Source organism: Arthrobacter sp. NPDC080086, from assembly GCF_040702285.1.
In genome coordinates this window covers 1-18,203 of record NZ_JBFBKP010000050.1, presented here as the reverse complement: position 1 = coordinate 18,203, position 18,203 = coordinate 1, and the positions used below count along the sequence as shown (strand labels likewise).

Sequence of the window (18,203 nt, the reverse complement as noted above, 5' to 3'; positions counted from 1 at the left end):
GCGGCTACTGGCCGTAAAAAACGCGCTCGAAGACGGCACGGGCGCGGCGGCTCAGCCGGAGGTAGTCCTCCTCAAGTGCGGCCGCGTTGCCTTGGCCGTAGCCGCACCAGCGCGCCACGGCCTCAAGGTCGCGGCGGGAGGAGGGCAGGAGGTCCGAGGCGCGGCCGGTCCAGATGACGTTGGCGGAGCGGATCCTGCATGCCAGCCGCCAGGCACGCAGCAGCAGCACTACTTCCCCGGCCTCCAGCAATTCGAGTTCCGCGGCCGCCTCGAGGGCCTGCACGGTGGAGGTGGTCCGCAGTTCCGGGTGCCTCCCTGCGTGCCGCAGCTGCAGCAGCTGGGCGAGCCACTCGACGTCGCTGAGGCCGCCGCGGCCCAGCTTCAGGTGCCGGGCGGGATCCGCGCCTCGGGGCAGCCGTTCGGACTCCACCCGGGCCTTGATCCGGCGGACCTCCCGGACGTCCTGCTCGGCAAGGGACTCGGGGTAGCGGATCGGGTCGATCAGGGCGATGAAGTCCGCGGCGAGGTCGTCGTCGCCGGCCATCGGGCGGGCCCGGAGCAGGGCCTGCGCCTCCCAGACCAGGGACCAGCGCCGGTAATACTCCGCGTAGGACTCCAGCGACCGGACCATGGGCCCGTTCTTGCCCTCGGGGCGCAGGTCGGCGTCGACCATGAGGACCCGCTCGGCCAGCACGGCGGGCTTCAGCGGCTGGGTCAGCAGGCTGGAGAGCTTGCCCACGATCCGGGCCGCCTGCTGCTGCGCCTCCTCCTCGGAGATGCCGGGCAGGCCGCGGTGGACGTACATGACGTCCGCGTCCGAGCCGTAGCCGATCTCGCGGCCGCCCTGCCGGCCCATGGCCACCACCAGCACCCGGGTCTTCAGTGGTTCGCCCGCCGCGACGACGGTCTCGGCCACGCGCAGGGCGCCGAGGACCGCGGCGCGGTCCGTGTCCGCCAGGGCGGCGCCCACCTGGTCCTGGTCCAGGAGCCCGGCGCTGTCCGCGATGGCGATTCGGAGGATCTCCCGGCGGCGGATCAGCCGGATCAGCCGCATGGCGCTCTCCGGGTCCGAGTGGCGGGACATCTTCGAGGTGATTTCCAGCCACTGCGCCTCGTAGCTGAGCGGCACCAGGTCCTTGTCCGAGCCGAGCCAGGCCACCGATTCGGGCGAGACCTCCAACAGGTCCGCGATCAGCCGGGAGTTGGATAGCACGTGGCAGAGACGCTCGGCGGCCGCCGTCGAATCCCGCAGCAGCCCGAGGTACCAGTGCGTGGTGCCCAGGGCCTCGCTGACGCGGCGGAAGGCCAGCAGGCCGCCGTCGGGGTCCACGCCTTCGGCGAGCCAGCCCAAGAGGATCGGCAGCAGCTGGCGCTGCAGCGCGGCGCGGCGGCTCACCCCCGCGGTCAGCGCCTCGATGTGCCGCATGGCGCCTGGCGGGTCCAGATAGCCCAGCGCCGCGAGCCGACCCTGCGCGGCCTCCGGGGTCAGCCGGGCCTCCTCGGTGCTGAGGGCGGCGGCCGTGTTCAGCAGCGGCCGGTAGAAGATCCGGTCGTGCAGTTCCCGGACCGAGCGTTTGGTCTTGCGCCAATCGTCCAGGAGCGCGTCCGGGTGCGGACGGTCGTCGGAGAGGGAGCCCAGCACCGCCTTGGCCAGGGACCGCAGCGAGGCCTCCTTGACCGGCATGAGGTGGGTGCGGCGCAGCTGGAAGAGCTGGATCCGGTGCTCCAGCAGCCGCAGGTAGCGGTAGTCGCGGTCGAATTCCGCGGCGTCGGTGCGGCCGATGTAGCCACCGGCCGACAGCGCGGCGATCGCGGCGGTGGTGTCCCGGCAGCGCAGCGACTCGTCGGACTTCCCGTGCACCAGCTGCAGCAGCTGGACGGTGAATTCCACGTCGCGCAGGCCGCCGCGGCCCAGCTTCAACTGCCGCTGCTCCTCGTCGGACGGGATGTGCTCGGTGACGCGCCGGCGCATGGACCGGACGGATTCGACGAAGCCCTCGCGGCCGGCGGAGGACCAGATCAGCGGTGCGACGGCGGCCTCGTAGCGGGCGCCGAGGTCTGCGTCGCCGGCGATGGCCCGGGCCTTCAGCAGCGCCTGGAACTCCCAGCTCTCGGCCCAGCGGGCGTAGTAGCTCTCGTGCGAGGGCAGGGTGCGCACCAGCGGCCCGGACTTCCCCTCGGGCCGCAGGTTCGCGTCGACCTCCCAGAGGCCGGGTTCCTTGCCGGTGGACATGATGGCGCGGGAGAGGCCGGAGGCCAGGGCGGTGCCGATTGTCGCGGCGCGGGCGTCCTCCAGCGGGCCGCCGTCGATCACGTAAATAACGTCCACGTCGGAGATGTAGTTCAGTTCGCGGGCGCCGCACTTGCCCATGCCGATCACGGCGAGCCCGACGGCGGCGACGTCCTCCGCCCCGAACTGCTCCGCCGCCTCGGCCCGGGAGACGGCGAGGGCCGCCTCGATGGCGGCGGCGGCGAGGTCCGCCAGTTCGGCGCCGACGGCCGGCAGGTAGTCCAGCGGGTCCGCCGCGCAGAGGTCCTTGATGGCCAGGTCCACGACGCCGCGGCGGTACGCGGTCCGGAGCGCGGCGTAGCCGTCCTGGCCGGTCAGCCCGGCGACGGGGCGCGCGGCCTTCGGGTCGGCGCGGACGGACTGCAGGAGCCGGGTGCGCAGCGCGGCCGGATCCGCGGGGACCGGTTCGGGGCTGACGGGCGCGTCGAAGGCAGCCAGGTGCCCCGGGTGGCGGAGCAGGAACTCCCCCAGCGCCTCGGACGCGCCGAGCACCCGGTAGAGCGGCTCGCTGCGCTCCGGGTCCGCGGCGAGCTGGCGCAGGTCCGGGTTCTTCTCGATCAGCCGGACCAGGGACAGCAGTGCGGTGTCCGGGTTGGCGGCGAGCCGGAGCCCGGCGAACAGCGCCTCGCGGTCCAGCCCCTCGAGTTCGGGGGCGGCCAGGAAGCGTTCGCCGCGGTCGAGGTCGTCGAACCCCGCGGCGATCAGGCGCCGAGCCAGGCTCACCGTACTCCCCTAGAGGATCGCCAGGTTGCGCTGCAGCTCGTAGGGCGTGACCTGGAGCCGGTAGTCCTGCCACTCGGCGCGCTTGTTGCGCAGGAAGTGTTCGAAGACCTGCTCGCCGAGGATCTGCGGCATCAGCTCCGAGTCCTCCATGGTCCGGATCGCGTCGTGCAGGCTGGCCGGCAGCGGGTCGTGGCCCATGGCGCGGCGCTCCGCGGAGCTCAGCGACCAGATGTCGTCCTCGGCCGCGGCCGGCAGTTGGTAACCCTCCTCGATGCCCTTCAGCCCGGCGCCCAGCAGCACGGCGTAGGCCAGGTAGGGGTTCGCGGCGGAGTCGATGCCGCGGTATTCGATCCGCGCGGACTGGCCCTTGCCCGGCTTGTACAGCGGCACCCGGACCAGCGCGGAGCGGTTGTTGTGGCCCCAGCTGAGGTAGCTGGGCGCCTCTCCCCCGCCCCAGAGCCGCTTGTAGGAGTTCACGAACTGGTTGGTGACGGCGGTGAACTCGGGGGCGTGCTTGAGGATGCCGGCGATGAACTGGCGTGCGGTCTCGGAGAGCTGGAACTCGGCCCCGGCCTCATAGAACGCGTTGGTGTCGCCCTCGAAGAGCGAGAAGTGGGTGTGCATGCCGGAGCCCGGGTGCGCCGTGAACGGCTTGGGCATGAAGGTGGCGTACGTGCCCTGCTGCAGGGCGACCTCCTTGATCACGGTGCGGAAGGTCATGATGTTGTCCGCGGTCTGCAGCGCATCGGCGTAGCGCAGGTCGATCTCGTTCTGCCCGGGGCCGGCCTCGTGGTGGCTGAACTCCACCGAGATGCCCACGGATTCGAGCATGGTCACCGCGGTGCGGCGGAAGTCCTGGGCCACGCCGCCGGGGACGTGGTCGAAGTAACCGCCCTCGTCCACGGGAACCGGGGCGCCGTCCGGGCCGGGCTGCTGCGACTTGAGCAGGTAGAACTCGATCTCGGGGTGGGTGTAGCAGGTGAAGCCCATGTCCGCGGCCTTGGCCAGGTTGCGCTTGAGGACGTTGCGCGGGTCCGCGGCGGACGGCTCGCCGTCGGGGGTGAGGATGTCGCAGAACATCCGCGAGGTCGCCTCGGTCTCGCCGCGCCAGGGCAGGATCTGGAAGGTGGAGGGGTCCGGCTGGGCCAGCATGTCGGATTCGAACACGCGGGCCAGGCCCTCGATCGAGGAGCCGTCGAAGCCCAGGCCCTCCTCGAAGGCGCCCTCGACTTCGGCGGGCGCCAGCGCCACGGACTTGAGTGAGCCGACGACGTCGGTGAACCACAAACGCACGAAACGCACGTCGCGCTCCTCGATCGTCCGCAGGACAAACTCTTGCTGGCGGTCCATAGTGCCTCTTTCCGGGTCTTCGTCCGTGCCTCGGCGCGCCCCGGCCCATGGCCGGCGGCGGCGCCCGCAGCTGCTCACGGTTCACTCTACTAATCATTACCGCCGATTGCTGGCCCGGCCCGGGCGCGTAACCCAGCGTTAACACAACACCCCGGTCCGGCCACCCGGGAGCGTCCCGGACGGCGCTCCGGACTGCCCGCCGAAGCAGGTCTCTCCGGCCCCTCCGGTAGCTAGGACCCCCGGTATCGCACTACGCTCATTCCATGGCCCCCAGCACCAGCCCCGATTCCGGCATGTCCGCAGAACTTCCCGCCCCCTACGGCGCCGGCCCCGCGCAGGCGGCGCCGGCCGCCGCGAAGCCCGCCGGGCGGATCCGCACCCACCACCTGCGCCAGGCGAAGGAGAGGGGCGAACGCTTCGCCATGCTGACCGCCTATGACCAGTACACCGCGGAGATCTTCGACGACGCCGGCATCGAGGTGCTGCTGGTCGGTGACTCGGCCTCCAACAACGTCTTCGGCAACGAGACCAGCCTGCCGGTGACCGTCGATGAGCTGCTCCCGCTGTGCCGGGCCGTGACCCGCTCCGCCCGCCGCGCCCTGGTGGTGGCGGACCTGCCGTTCGGCAGTTACGAGGTCTCGGCCGAGCAGGCCGTCGCGACCGGCGTGCGCTTCCTCAAGGAGGGTCTGGCGCACGCGGTCAAGATGGAAGGCGGGGCGTTCTACGCGGACACCGTGCGCGCCATGGTCCAGGCCGGCATCCCGGTCATGGCCCACATCGGCTTCACGCCGCAGAGCGAGCACGCCCTGGGCGGCTACAGGGTGCAGGGCCGGGGCGACGACGCCTCGCGCCTGATCGAGGATGCGGTGGCCCTGGCCGACGCCGGGGCGTTCTGCGTGCTGATGGAGATGGTCCCGGCCGCGACGGCGGCCGCCGTCGACGCCGCCCTCGATGTCCCCACCATCGGCATCGGGGCCGGCAACGCCACCACCGGCCAGGTGCTGGTCTGGCAGGACATGGCGGGGCTGCGCGGCGGGAAGATGGCCAAATTTGTCAAGCAGTACGCGGACCTCCGGACCACCCTGACGGACGCCGCCCGCGCCTATGGCGACGACGTCCGTTCCGGGCAGTTCCCGGGCCCCGAGCATTCCTTTTAGGCGGGCTGCGCCCTAGGCTGACTGGGCTTAGGAGGCGTCCTCGACCTTGATGGCGGAGACCTCGAACTCGAGGGTGATCTTGTCCGAGACCAGGACGCCGCCGGAGTCTAGGGCGGTGTTCCACTTCAGCCCGAAGTCCTGCCGGTCGATCCGCCGCGATCCCTCGAAGCCGGCCCGGAGGTTACCCATGGGGTCCCGCTCGACGCCGATGAAGTCCAGCGGGATGGAGATCTCCTTGGTCACCCCGCGGATGGTCACGTCGCCGATGACGATGAAGTGGCCCTCGTCCACCTGGTCCACCCGGCTGCTCTTGAAGGTGATTTCCGGGTAGGTGGGGGCGTCGAAGAAGTCGTTGGTGCGCAGGTGCTGGTCCCGGTCCGCGTTGCGGGTGTCGATGCTCGCCACCTTGACGGTCAGTTCCACCGAGGAGCGTTCCAGGTTTACGGGATCGACGGTGATGACGCCGTCGAAGTCGTTGAAGGCCCCGCGGACCTTGGTGACCATCGCGTGCCGGGTGGAGAACCCGATCCGCGTGTGGGTTGGGTCGAAGCGCCACTGTCCCGCGTATTCCGGCGAGAGTTCGGCCATGATGAACCTCCTAGCGGTACCGGTCGTGCCGGCACCCGGATATGGATGGATGGTGATGCGAACGGTGTCCCGGCCCTGGCCGGAGCCGCCGACGGGCGCCGGAGCGCGCCCGGGGTGGCTGTTTAGTCGTCGTCGCCCTTGTCCCACGCCTCGTTGCGTGCCTTGACCTTTTCGAGGGCGTGTTCGGCTTCCTCGCGGGTCTTGTACGGGCCGATGAGCTGGCTCCAGTCCGACATCGCGTCCTCCTCGATCTCGTGGGTGTTGACGTTGTACCAATACTCGGCCATCGGATCTCCTTCTGCACGTGCCGGGCGGCTGCATTTTTTTCGGCTTAGGCCACTGCTTATAGAATCAATCTATGCCTTCCCTCACCTCGACTGCACCCATTGGCACCCTTGTCCCGGGCACGATCAGCCCGCAGCGTGCCGTGCCGGCGTCGATTCCGCGTCCGGAGTACGTGGGGAAGCCCGCGCCGGCGAAATTCACCGGGTCCGAGGTGAAGTCCGCGGAGACCATCGAGAAGATCCGCGTCGCCTCCAAAATTGCCGCCCAGGCGATCGTCGAGGTGGGCAAGCACATCGAACCGGGCGTCACCACGGACGAACTGGACCGGGTGGGCCACGAGTTCCTCCTTGACCACAAGGCCTACCCCTCCACGCTGGGCTACCGGGGCTTCCCGAAGTCGCTGTGTTCCTCGCTGAACGAGGTCATCTGCCACGGCATCCCGGACAGCACCGTGGTCCAGGACGGCGACATCCTGAACATCGACATCACCGCGTTCATCGGCGGCGTCCACGGCGACACCAACCACACCTTCCTGGTGGGCGACGTCGACGAGGAGTCCCGGCTGCTGGTGGAACGCACCGAGGAGTCGCTGCGCCGGGCAATCCGCGCGGTGGCCCCGGGACGGGAGATCAACGTGATCGGCCGGACCATCGCCTCCTACGCCAAGCGCTTCGGTTACGGCGTGGTACGCGACTTCACCGGCCACGGCGTGGGCGAGGCATTCCACACCGGCCTGATCATCCCGCACTATGACGCCGCGCCCGCCTACAACACCGTGATCGAGCCGGGTATGGTCTTTACCATCGAACCCATGCTCACCCTCGGCACCATCGAGTGGGACATGTGGGCCGACGACTGGACCGTGGTGACCCGCGACCGGAAACGCACCGCGCAGTACGAACACACGCTGCTGGTGACCGACTCCGGCGCCGACGTCCTCACCCTCCCCTGACCCGCAGTCCCCGCACCACCTTTTCAGCACGAGCCGCGCAGCGCGCGTCACCAGCCCCTGCCCCCAGCCACGAACGGACACACATTGGCCAAGAAGGACGACAAGTCGAAGAAGAACGCCCCGCTGATCGGCATTGATATCGGCGGCACCGGTATCAAGGGCGGCATCGTCGACTTGAAGAGGGGCAAGCTGGTGGGCGACCGGCTCCGGGTTCCGACCCCGCAGCCCTCGACGCCGGAGGCGGTGGCCGACGTCGTCGCCCAGGTGGTGGCCGAGCTGTCCAAGCGCTCCGACGCCCCGGAGGCCGACAGCCCCGTCGGCGTGACCTTCCCGGGCATCATCCAGCACGGCGTGGTCCACTCCGCCGCCAACGTCGACCACGCGTGGCTGAACCTGGACATCGACGCGCTGCTCACCGCCAAGCTGGGGCGCCCGGTGGAGGTCATCAACGACGCCGACGCCGCCGGCCTCGCCGAGGCCCGCTACGGTGCCGGCAAGGGCGTCGACGGCACCGTCCTGGTGATCACCCTGGGCACCGGCATCGGCTCCGCGTTCATCTTCAACGGCAAGCTGGTCCCCAACGCCGAGCTCGGCCACCTGGAGATCGACGGCTTCGACGCCGAGAGCAAGGCCTCCGCCGTCGCCCGCGAACGCGACGGCCTGAGCTGGACCGAATACAGCGTTCTGCTGCAGCGCTACTTCTCGCACGTGGAGTTCCTCTTCTCCCCCGAGCTGTTCATCGTCGGCGGCGGCATCTCCAAGCGCGCGGACGAGTACCTGCCGCACATGTCGCTGCGGACCCCGATCGTTCCCGCCGAGCTGAAGAACGACGCCGGCATCGTGGGCGCGGCCATTGAGGTGGCGCTGACGCACAAGCTGGCCAAGTAGCCCGCTACTCTGCTCAGGCAGTAAGACCCGCGCCAGAAACAAAGAACCGGCCCGCAGTTGTCCAACTGCGGGCCGGTTCTTCTTTTTCGGATCTCACTGTGGAGCCGGTGGTGGCTGCGGCTTCCCCTCCGTTGCCACCACCGGAGTCTGTGGGTGCCTAGAGCGGGCTCTTCTGGGCCGGTTTTCCGTCGAGGCCTTGGCCCTCCAACCCCTTGGTCTCCGCCTCGTGGCGGAGCAGGGCGATGGCGGACTCGAAGTCCTCGAGGGATTCGAATGCCTGGTAGACGCTGGCGAACCGCAGGTAGGCGACCTCGTCGAGGCGCTGCAGCGGGTTCAGGATGGCCAGGCCCACCTCGTGGGCCTCGATCTCGGCGGCGCCGGCGGCGCGGATGGTCTCCTCGACCTCCTGTGCCAGCATGGCGAGGTCGTCCTCTGTCACCGGCCGGCCCTGGCAGGCCTTGCGGACACCATTGATGACCTTGCTCCGGCTGAACGGCTCGCCCACGCCGGACCGCTTGATCACGGTGAGGCTGGTGGTTTCCACGGTGGTGAAGCGGCGGCCGCATTCGGGGCACTGGCGGCGGCGGCGTATGGCCGAGCCGTCGTCGGCGATGCGGCTGTCCACCACGCGGGAGTCAGGATTACGGCAGAACGGGCAATACACGTCTCTTCCTTTCCTGCCGCAACTCCGGAAGGAAGCACCGCTGGCGGGGCTTCCGGATTCAGTCTACGACTAGATCTGGGCGAATAACAAGCCTGTAATTACTACATGTTGTGGTTGGCGAACCGGGCGGTCACGGCCTCGCCGTGCGCCGGCAGGTCCTCGGCCACCGACAGGCTGACGATGTGCCGGCTGACGACCTCCAGCGCGGCCCGGTCGTAGTTGATGACCTGGATGGCGCGCAGGAAGGTGGTGACGTTCAAGCCCGAGGAGAAGGCCGCGGTGCCGCTGGTGGGCAGCACGTGGTTGGACCCGGCGCAGTAGTCGCCCAGGCTGACCGGGCTGTAGTCGCCCACGAAGATGGCGCCGGCGTTGCGGATCCGGGCGGCGACGGCGGCGGCATCCGAGGTCATGATTTCCAGGTGCTCGGCGGCGTAGGCGTCGCAGGCGGCGATTCCCTGCTCCAGGTCCTCGACCAGGACGACGCCGGACTGCGGGCCGGAGAGGGCTTCCCGGACGCGGGCGCTGTGCTTGGTGGCGGCGGCCTGGGTGTCGAGCTCCCGGCGCACGGCCGCGGCGAGATCCTCGGAGTCGGTGATGAGGACCGAGGCGGCCTTGGGGTCGTGCTCGGCCTGGCTGATCAGGTCCGCGGCCACGAGCCCGGGGTGGGCGGTGGCGTCGGCCAGAATCGCGATCTCGGTGGTGCCGGCCTCCGAGTCGATGCCGACAGCGCCCTTGACCAGGCGCTTGGCGGTGGCGACGAAGATGTTCCCCGGGCCGGTGACGACGTCCACCGGGTCGATGCCGGGCAGGGCGGTGTCGGATGCGTCCGCCGGGGAGCCGTCCGCGGGGACGCCGTAGGCGAAGGCGGCGATGGCCTGCGCCCCGCCGATCCCGTAGACCTCATCGATGCCCAGCAGCGCGGCGGCGGCGAGGATGGTGGGGTGCGGCAGGCCGCCGAAGTCCTTCTGCGGCGGGGACGCCAGCGCGATCGAGGGAACGCCGGCGGCCAGCGCCGGGACCACGTTCATGATCACCGAGGAGGGGTAGACGGCCAGGCCGCCGGGAACGTAGAGGCCCACGCGGGAGACCGGCACCCAGTTCTGGCTGACCACCGCGCCGTCGCCGAGGGCGACGTCGGTGTTGGCCGGACGCTGGGCGTCGGCGAAGAGCCGGGCGCGGCGGATGGATTCCTCCAGCGCGGCGCGCACCTCCGGGTCCAGGCCGTCCAGCGCGGACTGCAGGGCCTCTGCGGGCACCCGCGGGTGGGACTGCTCGACGCCGTCGAACCGCTTGGCCAGGTCGCTCAGCGCGGCGAGGCCGCGGCCCCGGACGTCGGCGATGATCTCCTGGACCTTGCCCTCGGCGTCGGCCACGGTGCCGTGCTGGGCCCGCGGGACGGCGGCGCGAAGGCCGGCGAGGGTCAGCTGCCGCCCGCGGACGTCCACGGTCCGGAAATCGAGGCCGGTGGAGGCGGGTACCAGGGACGCGGGGCGGTCGGCAGAGGAAGTCACCCGCCTATTTTACGGCTCCTGGTCAGGGTGGCCGAACAGGGAGGCGACGAAGATGGACAGCGCGGTGGCCGCGGGCCAGACCAGCAGCACGGCGTAGGCCCGTAGCGAGAAGGCGATGCTGGCACTGGCGGAGGTGTCCCCGGCCGGGGTGAAGACCGCGCCGGCCAGGACGCCGGTCCCCCACGCCAGGAGGGCACCGACGGCGCCCGCGGCGACGGCACCGATGACGGTCAGCGGCGGCAGGCTGGCCGGCTTGCTGCCGGCGGCCAGGATCCCGCCGACGCAGCCGGCCGCCAGGTACAGCCCGGCCAGGACCAGGTCCCGGGGCAGCCAGGTGGAGGGGTTGCTGCCGCTGGCCAGCGCCGGGTCACGGCTGATCAGGTTCAGGCCGGTGGGCGCCAGAGCCCACCAGAGCAGCCCGACCGGGATCCCGGCCAGGGCGATGACCAGCAGTCCGCGCCACGGCACCCGCCGGCGCCTGGGCGTGGGGGTGTCAGCGCCGTCGCCCCATCCTGTCCCGCCGGTGCCGGCGGTATTCCCGGGTGTGCCGTCGGTGGGCGCGGCGCCGGAGCCGTGGGGGTCGACGGGCGGGTGCACCGCGGGTTGTGTCATGCAACAAACCTTAACCCAGGATTCCGCGCCCTCCGGCACGCCGGCCGGGCCAGGATGACGCCGCGCGGCGCCCCGCGACCGGCCGAATACCGCCGTCGGGCGTTGCGGGAATACGCTGGCACCAGCAACAGCCGCACCACAGCAGGGAGATGGACCACCGTGTCGTCAGCCGAAGAGCCCTTCGAGGGAACGTTCAAGGAAATGTTCCGCCGGCACGCCGCGGGCGTCGCCATCATCACCGCGAGCTACAACGGGGCTCCCTACGGGTTCACGGCCACCTCGGTGGCGTCGCTGTCGGCCAAGCCGCCCCGGTTCACCTTCAACATGGCCCGGACGTCCAGTTCATGGCCCGCCGTCGCCAACTCCAGCTACATCGGCGTTCACATGCTGGGCCTGGAGAACCAGACCCTGGCCGACCGCTTCGCCCGCGGACGGGACCGCTTCGAGGGCGACCACTGGGAGGAGGGACCGCACGGGGTCCCGGTCCTCAAGGACGTCTCCGGCTGGCTGATCGGAAAGATCCAGATGCGCCTGTCCTTCGAGAACAACGCCGTCGTGGTCGTCGAAGTGGTCGACGGCGCGGTCGGCGGAGCCTCGGTGCCGCTGCTCTACCACGGCGGCGCCTACTCCCAGCCGGTGCCGCTGGACTACGAGATCTGAGTCCTTACCCGTCCAGGCACGTGGGCCCGAGGAGGACCTTGAGGTCGCCGTAGAGCGAGGGGCTCGGGTTGACCCGCAGGTGCACCGGCAGGCCCATCACCTCCACCCGTGAGTCGCCGTGCAGGTGCAGCCGCACCTCGGACTTGCCCCGGTGGGTCTTCAGGACCTCGCCGAGTTCGTTCACGACGGCCTCGGTGGCTTTGTGCGTGGGCATGGTGATCACCAGCGGCCCGTCCAGGCCCTCGCTGAGGTCCGGCACGGAGAGTTCCATGCAGTTCACCGCGATGGCCCCGTCGTCCCGGCGCTGCAGGCGGCCCTTGACGACGACGATCAGGTCCTCGGCCAGGACGGAGGCGATGGGGCCGTAGACCTGGCCGAAGAACATCACCTCCACCGAGCCGCCGAGGTCCTCGATCTCGGCGCGGGCGTAGGCGTTGCCGCTGGCCTTGGCGATCCGCCGGCTCAGCGAGGTGATCATGCCCGCGATGGTGATGATCGCGCCGTCGTGCGGGCCGTCCTCGGCGATGATCGAGGTGATGGACTGGTCCGCGTGCTGGGTCAGGACGCCCTCCAGGCCCTGCAGCGGGTGGTCCGAGACGTAGAGGCCCAGCATGTCCCGCTCGAAGGAGAGCTTGTCCTTCTTCTCCCATTCGGGCAGGTCCGGGATGTCGATGCTGAGCGAGGACTCCGATTCGGTGTCCTCGATCCCGGCGAACAGGTCGAACTGGCCGATGGCCTCGTTGCGCTTGAGCGTGATGACGGAGTCGATCGCCTCTTCGTGGACCATGGCGAGGGCGCGCCGGTGGTGTCCCAGCGAGTCGAAGGCGCCGGCCTTGATGAGCGATTCGATGGTGCGCTTGTTGCAGACCACGGCCGGGACCTTCATCAGGAAGTCCTTGAAGGAAGTGAAGGCACCCTCGCGTTCGCGGGCGGCCACCATGGCGTCGACGGCGTTGGCGCCGACGTTGCGGATGGCGCCCATGCCGAAGCGGATGTCGTTGCCCACCGGGGTGAAGTTCAACGCGGACTCGTTGACGTCCGGCGGCAGCACCGTGATGCCCATCCGGCGGCACTCGTTCAGGTAGATGGCCGACTTGTCCTTGTCGTCGCCGACGCTGGTAAGCAGCGCCGCCATGTACTCCTGGGCGTAGTGGGCCTTCAGGTAGGCGGTCCAGTAGGAGATCACGCCGTAGGCGGCCGAGTGGGCCTTGTTGAAGGCGTAGTCGGAGAATGGGAGCAGGATGTCCCAGAGGGTCTTCACGGCGTCCATGGAGTAGCCGTTGTCCTGCATGCCCTGGGAGAAGCCGGCGAATTGCTTATCCAGTTCCGACTTCTTCTTCTTACCCATGGCGCGGCGGAGGATGTCGGCCTGGCCCAGGCTGTAGCCGGCGAGCTTCTGCGCCACGGCCATGACCTGCTCCTGGTACACGATCAGGCCGTACGTGCCGCCGAGGATCTCGGCGAGCGGTTCCTCCAGCTCCGGGTGGATGGGGATGACCGGCTGGATGCCGTTCTTGCGCAGCGCGTAGTCGTTGTGCGCGTTGGCGCCCATCGGGCCCGGGCGGTAGAGGGCCAGGACGGCGGAGATGTCTTCGAAGTTGTCCGGCTTCATCAGCTTCAGCAGTGACCGCATGGGCCCGCCGTCGAGCTGGAAGACGCCCAGGGTGTCACCGCGGGCCAGCAGTTCGTAGGAGGCGGCGTCGTCCAGGGCCAGGGATTCCAGGTCCAGGTCCACCCCGCGGTTCATTTTGATGTTTTCCAGGGCGTCGGAAATGATCGTCAGGTTCCGCAGGCCCAGGAAGTCCATCTTGATCAGGCCCAGGCCCTCGGACGTCGGGTAGTCGAACTGGGTGATGACCTGGCCGTCCTGGAAGCGGCGCATGATCGGGATGACATCGATGATGGGGTCCGAGGACATGATGACGCCGGCGGCGTGCACGCCCCACTGGCGCTTCAGGCCCTCGATGCCGAGGGCGGTCTCGAAGACCTTGGCGGCCTCCGGATCGGTGGCGATCAACTGCCGGAAGTCCCCGGCCTCGCCGTAGCGCTTGGCCTCGGGGTTCTGGATGTCCGCCAGCGGGATGTCCTTGGCCATGACCGCCGGGGGCAGCGCCTTCGTCAGGGTCTCGCCCATGCTGAACGGGTAGCCCAGCACGCGGGAGGAGTCCTTGAGCGCCTGCTTGGTCTTGATGGTGCCGTAGGTGACGATCATGGCCACGCGCTCGTCACCGTACTTCTTCGTCACGTAGTCGATCACCTCGGACCGGCGGCGGTCATCGAAGTCGACGTCGAAGTCGGGCATGGAGACGCGGTCCGGGTTGAGGAACCGTTCGAAGATCAGGCCGTGGTGCAGCGGGTCCAGGTCGGTGATGCGCATGGCGTAGGCCACCATGGAACCGGCACCGGAGCCACGGCCGGGGCCGACGCGGATGCCGTTGTTCTTGGCCCAGTTGATGAAGTCCGCGACCACCAGGAAGTAGCCCGGGAAGCCCATCGAGGTGATGACGTCGAGTTCGTAGTCGGCCTGGGCGCGGACCTTGTCCGGGATGCCCTGCGGGTACCGGTAGTGCAGGCCCTTGTCCACCTCCTTGACCAGCCAGGAGGTCTCGTCCTCGCCCTCGGGGCAGGGGAAGCGGGGCATGTAGTTGGCGCCGGTGTTGAAGGAGACGTCGCAGCGCTCGGCGATCAGCAGGGTGTTGTCGCATGCGTCCGGGTGGTCCCGGAAGAGCTCGCGCATCTCCTGCGGGGACTTCAGGTAGTAGCCGCTGCCGGAGAAAGCGAACCGCGAGCCGCCGTTGTCGTAGGTGGGTTCGAGCAGGGTGGAGCCGGACTGGATGGCCAGCAGCGCCTCGTGGGCCTTGGCGTCGTGCTCGTGGGTGTAGTGCAGGTCGTTCGTGGCCACCAGCGGGAGGTTCAGTTCCTTGGCCAGGCGCAGCAGGTCGCCGGTGACGCGGCGCTCGATGTCCAGGCCGTGGTCCATCAGCTCGCAGAAGTAGTTCTCCGCGCCGAAGATGTCGCGGAACTCGGCGGCGGCTTCCAACGCCTCCCGGTACTGGCCCAGCCGGAGCCGGGTCTGCACCTCGCCGGAGGGGCAGCCGGTGGTGGCGATGAGCCCCTCTGAGTAGGTGTTCAGCAGCTCCCGGTCCAGCCGCGGCCACTTGCCGAAGACGGAGTCCAGGGACGCGATCGAGGAGGCACGGAAGAGGTTCCGCATGCCGGTGTTGTTATAGCTCAGCAGCGTCATGTGCGTGTACGCGCCGCCGCCGGAGATGTCGTCCTTGCGCTGGTTTTCCTCGCCCCAGCGCACCCTGGTCTTGTCCGTGCGGGCGGTGCCGGGCGTGACGTAGGCCTCGACGCCGATGATCGGCTTGATGCCGGCGTCGGTGGCGCGCTTCCAGAAGTCGAAGGCGCCGAACAGGTAGCCGTGGTCCGTGGTGGCCAGCGCCGGCATGCCCAGCCGTCCGGTCTCATCGAACAGTTCCCCGAGCCGGGCGGCGCCGTCCAGCATGGAGTATTCGGTGTGGTTGTGGAGATGGACGAACGAATTGTTGCTGGAAGTCACCGGTTCATTCTAGTGCCGGGCACGGACGGTGGGCGTCAGGCGTTGCCGGAGGCGAGGACCTCGAGCGCGTACTGCAGGTCCTGCGGGTAGTCGCTGGTGACGGTGACCCGCTCCCCCGTCCGGGGGTGGTCGAAGGAGAGCTGCCGGGCGTGCAGCCACTGCCGGGTCAGGCCCAGGGTGGCGGCCAGCCGCGGGTCGGCGCCGTAGGTCAGGTCTCCGGCGCAGGGGTGGCGGAGCGCTGAGAAGTGCACGCGGATCTGGTGGGTGCGCCCGGTTTCCAGGTGCACTTCCACCAGGGACGCCTTGCCGAACGCCTCGAGGACCTCGTAGTGGGTGACCGAGTCGCGGCCGTCCTCGACGACGGCGAAGCGCCAGTCGTGGCCCGGGTGGCGGCCGATGGGTGCGTCGATGGTGCCTGCGAGCGGGTCCGGGAGGCCCTGGACGACGGCGTGGTAGACCTTGTCCACGGTGCGGTCCTTGAAGGCCCGCTTGAGCTTGGTGTACGCGTCCTCGGTCTTGGCGACCACCATGACCCCGGAGGTGCCGACGTCGAGCCGGTGCACGATCCCGGCGCGTTCGGTGGCGCCGGAGGTGGAGATCCGGTACCCGGCGCCGGCGAGGCCGCCGACGACCGTGGGCCCCACCCAGCCGGGCGAGGGGTGCGCGGCGACGCCGACGGGCTTGTCGATCACGACGAAATCATCGTCGTCGAGCAGGATTGTGAGGCCTTCCACGACTTCCTCCACCACTTCCAGGGGGTCCCTGCGGTCCGGGACGACGACGTCGAGTCCGGCGCCGGCGCTGAGCTTCAGCGACTTTCCGACCGGCTTGCCGCCGGTGCTGACGTGTCCCTCGGCGATCAACGCCGCGGCCTGGGACCGGGAGATGTCCATGAGGCGGGCCAGCCCCGCGTCGATGCGGGCACCGGCGAGCTCCTCGGGGACGGTGTAGTGCCGGGCCGCGCCGGCTGCCGGTTCAGACATGGTTGCCGCCGTCGTGCTTGTCGGCATCATCCTTGTCGGCGTCGTGCTCGTCGCCGTCGTGGGCTTCCTCGCGCCGCCGGACGCCGTCCAGCGGGATGCCGCGCAGGGTCAGGAGGCAGATGATCACCACGGAGGACACGACCGCGGAGTCGGCGATGTTGAAGATGGCGAAGTTGGGGAGCTGGATGAAGTCCACCACGTGGCCCATGCCAAAGGACGGGTCGCGGAAGAGCCGGTCGGTCAGGTTGCCCAGGGCGCCGCCGAGCAGCAGGCCCAGCGCCAGCGCCCACCAAGCGGAGCCGAGCTTGCGCAGCTGCAGCAGGATGGTCACGGAGACGGCGGCCATGATGATTGTGAAGACCCAGGTGACGTTCTCGCCGATGGAGAACGCGGCGCCGGAGTTCCGGATGTAATACCAGTGCAGCAGCGGGGGCAGGACCGGGGTCCGCTGCCCCTCGATCATGGTGGAGGTGACCCACAGCTTGGTGAGCTGGTCGAAGACGTAGGCGAACACGGCGAAGCCCGCGAACAGGGAGAGCAGGAGCGCGCGGCGCGGCCTGCGGGCGGGTGCGTCCCGGGGGACGGCGGGGGTTGGTGCGTTCGTCATAGTGCTTTCGTTCCGGTTCCGGTCATGCCACATGCAGAAAGCCGGTGGCCGAGGAGTCCTCAGCCACCGGCTTTCAGAATACGTGCTGAAGCTGGTGGTCCGCTTCGACTAGTTCGCTTCGACCTCGGGGGCCGCGACGGAACCGCGGGCGTCCAGGTCACGCAGCTGGCCCTCGATGTAGGCCTTCAGGCGGGAGCGGTAGTCGCGCTCGAAGCCGCGGAGCTGCTCGACCTTGCGTTCCAGGACGGAGCGCTGCTGCTCGAGGGCGCCCAGGATCTTGCGGGACTTCTCCTGCGCGTCGTTGACCAGGCTGCTGGCTTCGATCTGTGCCTCGGCGATGATCTTGTCGCGCTGCTGCTCGCCGTCGGCGATGTGCTTGTCGTGCATCTGCTGCGCCATGGCCAGCAGGCCGGCGGCGGATTCCGCGGAGGCGGAGGCGGCGACGGGGGCCGCAGCGGCGGGGGCGGGAGCCTTTTCGGCTTCCTTCTTCTTCGCGGCTTCGGCGGCCTTTGCGTCGGCTTCGGCCTTGGCCTTGGCCTCGGCCTTGGCGCGGTCATCCTGCTCGGCCTTGACGGGTGCGGGGACCTTTTCCACGACGGGTGCGGCCGCGGAGGGGGCCGCAGCCGTGCCGGAACCGGCCTCGGCGAGCTTCTTACGGAGCTCGTCGTTTTCCTGGTTCAGGCGTCGGAGTTCGACGACGATTTCGTCCAGGAAGTCGTCAACCTCGTCCTGGTCGTATCCTTCGCGGAACTTGGTCGGCTGAAAGCGCTTGTTGACAACGTCTTCTGGCGTCAAAGCCATCTGGTCACCTCGTTGGTCTAGTTAGTCAGGAGGCCTTCCGGCCGTCAAAACTACGGTACCTAAATATGGTCTGGTTCCTCTAATTCAACACCGCAGTGTTGGACCGGAGTTTTTATCTGATGATGGTGCTGTCCGCGGGCCGCGTCAGATGGCGACGGCCGTCGCGTAGGTCAGTGACCTGGCTACTCCCATGGCAATCGAGACCGCCAGGAAGAGGACCAGGAAGGCAAGGTCCAGGGAAATCCCGCCCAGCCGGAGCGGCGGGAGGATCCGGCGCAGCAGCTTGAGCGGCTTGTCCGTCACGGCGTACACCGCGTGGGCGGTGATCAGCGCCGCGCCGCGGGGACGCCAGCTGCGCGCGAACATCTGGACCCAGTCGAAAACCAGGCGCACGATCAGCGCGACAAAGAAGAGCAGCAGCGCGATATAGATCAGCCCGAAAACAATTCCCATGAGTTAGTTCAGTTCTCCATGTTCGTTCCGGATACCGCAGTGTCCTGGCCGGGGGGTGCGCTTCTATTTCAACACGAAAATTCCGGCGGGGCGGCCGGGCAGGTGATCCTGCCTGGC

The 18,203-nt window shown here is 69.2% G+C and carries 16 protein-coding genes; 4 read left to right on the top strand and 12 right to left on the bottom strand.

Annotated elements, in window-relative coordinates:
• Positions 1–4: 4 nt before the first annotated feature.
• Entirely contained in the window at positions 5–3,013 is a 3,009-nt protein-coding gene (locus AB0305_RS15845; RefSeq protein WP_364137814.1) for a bifunctional [glutamine synthetase] adenylyltransferase/[glutamine synthetase]-adenylyl-L-tyrosine phosphorylase, read from the bottom strand.
• A 9-nt stretch (positions 3,014–3,022) separates the two neighbouring features.
• Positions 3,023–4,363, bottom strand: coding sequence for a type I glutamate--ammonia ligase (gene glnA / locus AB0305_RS15840; RefSeq protein ID WP_138769615.1), 1,341 nt, complete (start codon positions 4,361–4,363; stop codon positions 3,023–3,025).
• A gap of 263 nt (positions 4,364–4,626) precedes the next feature.
• Here glnA and panB point away from each other — a divergent pair, with 263 nt between their 5' ends.
• Positions 4,627–5,520, top strand: coding sequence for a 3-methyl-2-oxobutanoate hydroxymethyltransferase (gene panB, locus AB0305_RS15835; protein WP_364137816.1), 894 nt, complete (start codon positions 4,627–4,629; stop codon positions 5,518–5,520).
• Positions 5,521–5,547: 27 nt separating this feature from the next.
• Here the strand turns inward: panB and AB0305_RS15830 are convergent, their stop codons facing one another.
• Both AB0305_RS15830 and AB0305_RS15825 read right to left on the bottom strand, forming a co-directional pair.
• Complete coding sequence (locus AB0305_RS15830) at positions 5,548–6,108, bottom strand: YceI family protein (protein ID WP_364137818.1); 561 nt, start codon at positions 6,106–6,108, stop codon at positions 5,548–5,550.
• Between the two features lie 122 nt (positions 6,109–6,230).
• Positions 6,231–6,395 carry an SPOR domain-containing protein gene (locus AB0305_RS15825; RefSeq protein ID WP_290258167.1) on the bottom strand — a complete coding sequence of 55 codons (165 nt, stop codon included), beginning with the start codon at positions 6,393–6,395 and terminating at the stop codon, positions 6,231–6,233.
• Positions 6,396–6,466: 71 nt separating this feature from the next.
• Between AB0305_RS15825 and map the strand changes: the two genes are divergently transcribed.
• On the top strand, positions 6,467–7,345 hold the full coding sequence (gene map / locus AB0305_RS15820) for a type I methionyl aminopeptidase (RefSeq protein WP_364137820.1): 879 nt from the start codon (positions 6,467–6,469) through the stop codon (positions 7,343–7,345).
• Positions 7,346–7,429: 84 nt separating this feature from the next.
• Positions 7,430–8,233: a polyphosphate--glucose phosphotransferase gene (ppgK, locus tag AB0305_RS15815; protein ID WP_290258169.1), complete on the top strand. Its 804-nt coding sequence runs from the start codon at positions 7,430–7,432 to the stop codon at positions 8,231–8,233.
• Positions 8,234–8,390: 157 nt separating this feature from the next.
• Here ppgK and nrdR read toward each other — a convergent pair whose 3' ends face one another.
• The 3 genes from nrdR to AB0305_RS15800 all read right to left on the bottom strand — a co-directional run bounded on the left by nrdR (position 8,391) and on the right by AB0305_RS15800 (position 11,020).
• Entirely contained in the window at positions 8,391–8,897 is a 507-nt protein-coding gene (gene nrdR / locus AB0305_RS15810) for a transcriptional regulator NrdR (protein ID WP_364137822.1), read from the bottom strand.
• Positions 8,898–8,998: 101 nt separating this feature from the next.
• Positions 8,999–10,408 carry a histidinol dehydrogenase gene (gene hisD / locus AB0305_RS15805; RefSeq protein ID WP_364137824.1) on the bottom strand — a complete coding sequence of 470 codons (1,410 nt, stop codon included), beginning with the start codon at positions 10,406–10,408 and terminating at the stop codon, positions 8,999–9,001.
• Between the two features lie 9 nt (positions 10,409–10,417).
• The gene (locus AB0305_RS15800; protein WP_364137826.1) at positions 10,418–11,020 is read right to left on the bottom strand and encodes a hypothetical protein; all 603 of its coding nucleotides are present in this window, start codon (positions 11,018–11,020) and stop codon (positions 10,418–10,420) included.
• Positions 11,021–11,221: 201 nt separating this feature from the next.
• Between AB0305_RS15800 and AB0305_RS15795 the strand changes: the two genes are divergently transcribed.
• A complete protein-coding gene (locus tag AB0305_RS15795; RefSeq protein ID WP_290258259.1) occupies positions 11,222–11,680 on the top strand; it encodes a flavin reductase family protein in 459 nt (152 codons plus the stop codon).
• Between the two features lie 4 nt (positions 11,681–11,684).
• On the opposite strand, the gene dnaE is transcribed toward AB0305_RS15795, so the two are convergent.
• From dnaE to AB0305_RS15770, 5 genes are all read right to left on the bottom strand, one after another.
• Complete coding sequence (dnaE, locus tag AB0305_RS15790; protein WP_290258173.1) at positions 11,685–15,242, bottom strand: DNA polymerase III subunit alpha; 3,558 nt, start codon at positions 15,240–15,242, stop codon at positions 11,685–11,687.
• A 35-nt stretch (positions 15,243–15,277) separates the two neighbouring features.
• Positions 15,278–16,225 carry an RluA family pseudouridine synthase gene (locus AB0305_RS15785; protein WP_364137828.1) on the bottom strand — a complete coding sequence of 316 codons (948 nt, stop codon included), beginning with the start codon at positions 16,223–16,225 and terminating at the stop codon, positions 15,278–15,280.
• Complete coding sequence (gene lspA / locus AB0305_RS15780) at positions 16,218–16,832, bottom strand: signal peptidase II (protein WP_364137830.1); 615 nt, start codon at positions 16,830–16,832, stop codon at positions 16,218–16,220. Before lspA ends, AB0305_RS15785 begins: the two co-directional genes overlap by 8 nt.
• Positions 16,833–16,940: 108 nt before the next feature.
• Positions 16,941–17,633 (bottom strand): DivIVA domain-containing protein, encoded by a 693-nt coding sequence (locus AB0305_RS15775; RefSeq protein WP_364137832.1) that lies wholly within the window; start codon positions 17,631–17,633, stop codon positions 16,941–16,943.
• A gap of 144 nt (positions 17,634–17,777) precedes the next feature.
• Positions 17,778–18,086 carry a YggT family protein gene (locus AB0305_RS15770; RefSeq protein WP_290258179.1) on the bottom strand — a complete coding sequence of 103 codons (309 nt, stop codon included), beginning with the start codon at positions 18,084–18,086 and terminating at the stop codon, positions 17,778–17,780.
• Between the last annotated feature and the right edge of the window lie 117 nt (positions 18,087–18,203).